Genomic DNA, 7120 nt, shown 5'->3' with positions numbered 1-7120 from the left:
CCTGGATACGGTCGGACTCCTTCACCCGCAGCTCTTCGGCACCGCGCAGCACGGTACGGCCTTCGGCGCAGGCAGCGGCAACGAACAGCACGGGGAACTCGTCGATAGCCAACGGCACCAGTTCTTCAGGGATATCGATACCCTTCAGCTTGGCCCCGCGCACACGCAGGTCGGCCACCGGCTCGCCGCCGACTTCACGCTGGTTCTCCAGGGTGATGTCGCCACCCATCAGGCGCAGGATGTCGATGACACCGGTACGGGTCGGGTTGATGCCGACGTGTTCCAGCACCAGTTCGGAGCCTTCGGCGATGGACGCCGCCACCAGGAAGAAGGCTGCCGAGGAGATGTCGGCCGGCACTTCGATGCGGGTAGCGGTCAGCTTGCCGCCAGACTGCAACGAGGCCACCGGGCCATTGCTTTCTACCGCGTAGCCGAAACCGCGCAGCATGCGCTCGGTGTGGTCGCGGGTCGGTGCCGGCTCGGTGACGGTGGTCTTGCCTTCGGCGTACAGGCCGGCCAGCAGCAGGCAGGATTTGACCTGCGCGCTGGCCATCGGCAGCGTGTAGGTCAGCCCCTTGAGCCGGTGGCCGCCGCGAATGGTCAGCGGCGGGCGGCCTTCCGGGCCGGTCTCGACCACGGCACCCATTTCGCGCAGCGGGTTGGCCACACGGTTCATCGGGCGCTTGGACAACGAGGCATCACCGGTCATGGTCACGTCGAACGGCTGGCCGGCCAGCAAGCCGGACAGCAAACGCATCGAGGTCCCCGAGTTGCCTACGTACAGCGGGCCGGGCGGCGGCTTCAGGCCGTGCAGGCCAACACCATGAATGGTCACGCGGCCGTGGTTGGGGCCTTCGATGACCACACCCATGTCACGGAATGCCTGCAGGGTCGCCAGGGCGTCTTCACCTTCGAGGAAGCCTTCGACCTCGGTGGTGCCCTCGGCCAGCGAGCCAAGCATGATCGAGCGGTGAGAAATCGACTTGTCGCCCGGTACACGAATCCGCCCGTTCAGGCGGCCACCCGGTTGGGCCAGGAAAATCAGATCGTTGGCGTTCATAGCGTCCACATAGGCCCGACGGGCCAGGATTTTACTGAAATGCTCGCGGGCAACGCGTGCGCGGGTGAATACACCCAGCAACTGGTGCCCGTCCCCTTCAGCGATAGCGTCGCGCAAGGCGTCGAGATCACTGCGATATGTATCAAGTGTGCGCAGGACAGCATCGCGGTTGGCGAGGAAGATGTCATGCCACATGGTCGGGTCGCTGCCGGCGATCCTGGTGAAATCGCGGAACCCCCCGGCAGCGTACCGGAAGATCTCGAGGTTTTCATTGCGTTTGGCCAGTGAATCGACCAAGCCAAAGGCCAACAGGTGCGGCAAGTGGCTGGTGGCGGCCAGCACTTCGTCGTGGCGCTCGACCGTCATGTGCTCGACATCGGCCTCCAGCGCGCGCCACAGGCGGTCGACCAGGGCCAGTGCGGCCGGGTCGGTTTCGGCCAGCGGCGTGAGAATGACCTTGTGCCGGCGGAACAGGGTGGCGTTGGAGGCCTCTACCCCGCTCTGCTCGGAACCGGCGATGGGGTGGCCAGGCACGAAGCGCGGCAGGCGCTGGCCGCTTTCGTTCACAAAAACGGAACGCGCCTCACGAACAACATTGCCCTTGGCGCTGCCGACGTCGGTGATGATGGCGTTACCCAGGTCTAGCCGAGCCAGGCGCGCCAGAACTTTCTCCATGGCCAGGATGGGCACGGCCAGCTGGATGACATCGGCGCCCACGCAGGCGGTGGCGAGGTCTTCTTCGCAGCGGTCGACCACGCCCAAGGCTACGGCCTGCTTGCGCGAGGGGGCGTCCAGGTCGACTCCGACCACTTCGCGGCACAGGCCGCTTTCACGCAGGCCCTTGGCGAACGAACCACCGATCAGGCCGAGGCCAACTACGACCAGGCGATTGATGATGGGCGCGGGTTTGGTTTTTGCTGCATTTACCACTGGTGTGAACCCTGTTCAGAAATCGGGACAGCCTGTGAGACCGCTGGGGCTGCGTTGCAGCCCATCGCCGGCAAGCCAGCTCCCACACCCATCGCAGGCACGCCAGCGCCTACAGGGGCAGTGCAAACCTGGAGGCTTGCGCTGTACCTGTGGGAGCTGGCTTGCCTGCGATGGGGCGCAAAGCGCCCCCAGCGGCCCTGAATCAAAGCACTGCCTTCGGATACGAGCCCAGCACCTTCAGCGCCACAGCCTCCTGGCTGATCTGTTCGAGCACCGCCTTGATCAGTGGGTCGCGGTGGTGACCAACGAAGTCGATGAAGAACACGTAGGTCCACTTGCCGCTGCGCGACGGGCGGGTTTCGATGCGGGTCAGGTCGATGCCGTTCTGGTGGAACGGCACCAGCAGCTCATGCAGCGCGCCCGGCTTGTTGCTCATCGAAACAATGATCGAGGTCTTGTCGTCGCCGGTAGGCGGCACTTCCTGCTGGCCGATCATCAAAAAGCGCGTGGAGTTGTCCGGGCGGTCTTCGATCTTCTCGGCCAGGCGGGTCAAGCCATACAGGTTGGCAGCCATGTCACCGGCGATCGCCGCCGAGTTCCACTCGCCCTTCACGCGCTTGGCGGCCTCGGCATTGCTCGATACCGCCACCCGCTCCACGTTCGGGTAGTGCGCGTCCAGCCACTTGCGGCACTGGGCCAGGGACTGGGCATGGGAATAGATGCGGGTGATGCTGTCGGTCTTGGTGCTCTCCCCCACCAGCAGGTGGTGGTGGATACGCAGCTCGACTTCGCCACAAATCACCATGTCGTGTTCGAGGAAGCTGTCCAGGGTATGGCTGACCGCGCCTTCGGTGGAGTTTTCCACCGGCACCACGCCAAAGTTCACAGCACCGGCTGCCACTTCACGGAACACTTCGTCGATGGCCGCCATCGGGCGGCTGACCACCGCGTGGCCGAAGTGCTTCATGGCCGCCGCCTGGGTGAAGGTGCCTTCAGGGCCCAGGTAGGCGATTTTCAGCGGCTCTTCCAGGGCCAGGCACGACGACATGATTTCGCGGAACAGCCGCGCCATTTCTTCGTTGCCCAGCGGCCCTTTATTACGCTCCATCACCCGCTTGAGCACTGCTGCTTCGCGCTCGGGGCGGTAGAACACCGGCTTCTCGCCTTCTTTGAGCGAAGCGGTCTTGACCCGCGCAACCTCTTCGGCACACCGGGCGCGCTCGCTGATCAGCTCGAGGATTTTCTCGTCGAGGCTGTCGATGCGAACGCGCAGGGCTTTGAGTTCCTGTTCCGACATCAGCCGTGCTCCTTCTCGAATTCAGCCATGTAGGCCACCAGCGCTTCCACGGCGTCCAGGCCCAAGGCGTTGTAGATAGAGGCGCGCATCCCGCCCACCGAGCGGTGACCCTTGAGGTTGAGCAGGCCGCGGGCATCGGCACCGGCGAGGAAGGCCTTGTCCAGGCGTTCATCGGCCAGGCGGAACGGCACGTTCATCCACGAGCGGGCATTGACGCTGATCGGGTTGGTGTAGAAATCGCTGCTGTCGATGAAGCCGTACAGGCGGTCTTTCTTGGCCCGGTTGCGCTGCTCCATGGCCTCGACACCGCCCTGCTCCTTGAGCCACTCGAACACCAGGCCCGAGAGGTACCAGGAGTAAGTGGCCGGGGTGTTGTACATCGAGCCGTTGTCGGCCGACACCTTGTAGTCGAGCATGGTCGGGCAGCTGCTGCGGGCGTGGCCCAGCAGGTCTTCACGCACGATCACCACCACCAGGCCGCTGGGGCCGATGTTTTTCTGCGCGCCGGCGTAAATCAGGCCGAACTGCGACACGTCGATCGGGCGCGAGAGGATGTCGGAGGACATGTCGACCACCAGCGGAACGTCACCGGTCTGCGGCACCCAGTCGAACTGCAGGCCACCGATGGTTTCGTTGGACGCATAGTGCACGTAGGCAGCGTTGCTGGTCAGTTTCCAGTCATTCTGGCCCGGAATGGCCAGGTAATCGTAGGCCTTGGCGCTGGCGGCGACGTTGACGTTGCCGAAGCGGCGCGCTTCCTCGATGGCCTTTTTCGACCAGATACCGGTCTCGATGTAGTCGGCAGTGCCGTTTTCCGGCAGCAGGTTCAGCGGGATTTCAGCGAACTGCTGGCTGGCACCGCCCTGCAGGAACAGTACCTTGTAGTTGGAGGGGATAGACAGCAGGTCACGCAGGTCCTGCTCGGCCTTTTCGGCGATGGCCACGTAATCGTCGCTGCGATGGCTCATTTCCATCACCGACAAGCCCTTGCCATGCCAGTCCAGCATTTCAGCCTGGGCGCGCTGCAGAACAGCGGTAGGAAGCGCGGCAGGGCCTGCGCAGAAGTTAAAGGCTCGGTTGCTCACATCCACTCTCGCTCTGCCAAATGGTACAAATTCATTTCTTGCAGGCCGCACGCGCCTCTTTGTGGGAGCGGCCTTGTGTCGCGATAGGGCCGCGAAGCGGCCCCAGCTTTTTGCAGCGCCGCTGAAATCCTGGGGCTGCTTTGCAGCCCTTTCGCGACACAAGGCCGCTCCTACAAAAAGCTTGCTCGCACCCGGCCAGGCATTGCCTGCAGTTATCAGTCAAACGGGGCGACCTTGGTCGCCCCGTTCGGGTTTTACACCTGCTTACTCCTGCGGGGCCTCTTCGGCGCCTGCAGCTTCGTCATTGTCTGGCACTTCCGCCTCGACACCCTCCTCGCCCGCCTCGACCATATCGTCGAGTTCGTCCTCGGACGGTTCCTGGATCCGCTCCAGGCCAACCAGTGTTTCGTCGGCAGCCAGCTTGATCAAGGTCACACCCTGCGTGTTGCGGCTCAGGCTGGACACTTCGCCAACCCGGGTGCGCACCAGCGTACCCTGGTCGGAGATCAGCATGATCTCCTCGCCTTCGTGCACCTGGATGGCGCCGATCAACAAGCCATTGCGCCCCTTGGTGCCCATGGCGATCACGCCCTGGCCGCCACGGCCGCGGCGCGGGAACTTGGACAGCGGGGTACGCTTGCCAAAGCCACGCTCGGAAGCGGTCAGGATCTGCGCGCCGGACTCCGGAATCAGCATGGAAATGATCTGCTGCCCCTTGCCCAGCTTCATGCCCCGCACGCCACGGGCGTTACGGCCCATTTCACGCACCACGCTCTCGGCAAAGCGAATGACCTTGCCAGCGTCGGAGAACATCATCACTTCCTTGGCGCCGTCGGTGATGGCCGCTGCAATCAGGGTATCGCCTTCTTTGAGCTTCAAGGCAATCAGGCCATTGGAGCGCGGGCGGGCGAACTGCACCAGCGGGGTCTTCTTGACGGTACCCGAAGCGGTGGCCATGAAGATGTACGCGCCGGTCGGCTCTGCCACCCACTCAGGGGTGTCGCCGTCTTCTTCGTCAACTTCCTCGGCCTCGACCAGCTCACCTTCGAGCACGGTGTCGTCGGCGTCTTCCAGCTCTTCGTCAAGGTCGGCGTTCTGCTGCAGGGCCTCGAGGTCCACCTGCAGCATGGCGGTGATGCGCTCACCCTCTTCCAGCGGCAGCAGGTTCACCAGCGGGCGACCACGGGCGGCACGCGATGCTTCCGGAATTTCGTAGGTCTTTTTCCAGTACACCTTGCCCTTGCTGGAGAACAGCAGCAGCGTGGCGTGGCTGTTGGCGACCAGCAGGTGCTCGATGTAGTCCTCGTCCTTCACGCCGGTCGCCGACTTGCCTTTGCCGCCACGGCGCTGGGCCTGGTAAGCGGACAACGGCTGGGTCTTGGCGTAACCACCGTGGGAAATGGTGACCACGCGCTCTTCTTCCGGGATCATGTCGCCGTAGTTGAGGTCGTGGCTGGCATTGAGGATTTCGGTGCGGCGGGCATCGCCGTACTCGGCGCGGATGGCCTCCAGCTCTTCGCGGATCACTTCCATCAGGCGCTCGGCGCTGTTGAGGATGCGGATCAGCTCGCCGATCTGCTCGAGAATTTCCTGGTACTCGGCCAGCAGCTTCTCGTGCTCCAGGCCGGTCAGGCGGTGCAGGCGCAGGTCGAGAATGGCCTGGGCCTGTTCCGGCGACAGGAAGTATTTGCCATCGTGCAGGCCATACTGCTCGGGCAGGTCTTCAGGGCGGCAGGCCTCGGCACCGGCGCGCTCGACCATGACCTGCACGGCACTGGACTCCCACGGCGTGGAAATCAGGGCTTCCTTGGCCTCGGAAGGCGTAGGCGAAGCCTTGATCAAGGCAATGACCGGGTCGATGTTGGACAGCGCAACCGCCTGGCCTTCAAGGATGTGGCCGCGTTCGCGGGCCTTGCGCAGCTCGAAGACAGTCCGGCGGGTCACCACTTCACGGCGGTGACGGACGAACGCTTCGAGCAGGTCCTTGAGGTTGAGCAGCCGCGGGCGGCCGTCCACCAGGGCCACCACGTTGATGCCGAATACGCTCTGCAGCTGGGTTTGCTGGTAGAGGTTGTTGAGCACCACCTCCGGCACTTCGCCGCGGCGCAGCTCGATGACGATGCGCATGCCGTCCTTGTCGGACTCGTCGCGCAGCTCGGTGATGCCTTCGATCTTTTTCTCTTTGACCAGCTCGGCGATCTTCTCGATCAGCCGCGCCTTGTTCAGCTGGTACGGCAGCTCGGTGATCACGATCTGCTGGCGGCCACCGACCTTGTCGATGTCTTCGACCTCGGAGCGGGCACGCATGTAGATGCGGCCGCGGCCGGTGCGGTAGGCCTCGATGATGCCTTGGCGACCGTTGATGATGCCGGCTGTCGGGAAGTCCGGGCCGGGGATGAACTGCATCAGTTCATCGACGGTGACTTCCGGGTTGTCGATCAGCGCCAGGCAACCGTCGATGACTTCGCCAAGGTTGTGCGGCGGAATGTTGGTCGCCATACCCACGGCGATACCGCTGGAACCGTTGACCAGCAGGTTGGGGATACGCGTGGGCATGACCGCCGGGATCTGCTCGGTGCCGTCGTAGTTGGGCACCCAGTCGACGGTTTCCTTGTGCAGGTCGGACAGCAGCTCGTGGGCCAGCTTGGTCATGCGCACTTCGGTGTATCGCATGGCCGCGGCATTGTCGCCGTCCACCGAACCGAAGTTGCCCTGGCCATCGACCAGCAGGTAGCGCAGCGAGAAGGG

Annotated in this window: 4 protein-coding genes; all 4 read right to left on the bottom strand. The window is 63.8% G+C overall.

Annotated features, from left to right (window positions below; genetic code table 11):
• A partial coding sequence (locus APH30_RS25455; RefSeq protein WP_054914097.1) for a bifunctional prephenate dehydrogenase/3-phosphoshikimate 1-carboxyvinyltransferase occupies nt 1–1990 on the bottom strand: 1990 nt, incomplete at its 3' end.
• Between the two features lie 202 nt (nt 1991–2192).
• On the bottom strand, nt 2193–3287 hold the full coding sequence (gene pheA, locus APH30_RS25450; RefSeq protein ID WP_054914096.1) for a prephenate dehydratase: 1095 nt from the start codon (nt 3285–3287) through the stop codon (nt 2193–2195).
• Nucleotides 3287–4372, bottom strand: a complete 1086-nt coding sequence (gene serC, locus APH30_RS25445) for a 3-phosphoserine/phosphohydroxythreonine transaminase (RefSeq protein WP_054881874.1) — start codon at nt 4370–4372, stop codon at nt 3287–3289. Before serC ends, pheA begins: the two co-directional genes overlap by 1 nt.
• Nucleotides 4373–4636: 264 nt before the next feature.
• Nucleotides 4637–7120, bottom strand: a 2484-nt coding sequence (locus tag APH30_RS25440) for a DNA gyrase subunit A (RefSeq protein WP_054914095.1), incomplete at its 5' end; no start/stop codon positions are given.

Origin of the sequence: Pseudomonas sp. NBRC 111127, from assembly GCF_001320345.1 — a bacterium.
Taxonomy (GTDB): Bacteria; Pseudomonadota; Gammaproteobacteria; order Pseudomonadales; family Pseudomonadaceae; genus Aquipseudomonas; species Aquipseudomonas juntendi.
This window is presented reverse-complemented; position numbering and strand designations above follow the sequence as displayed.

Excerpts from the sequence above, each read along its gene's own strand:
- pheA (WP_054914096.1), bottom strand. The coding sequence starts at position 3,287 with ATGTCGGAACAGGAACTCAAAGCCCTGCGCGTTCGCATCGACAGCCTC.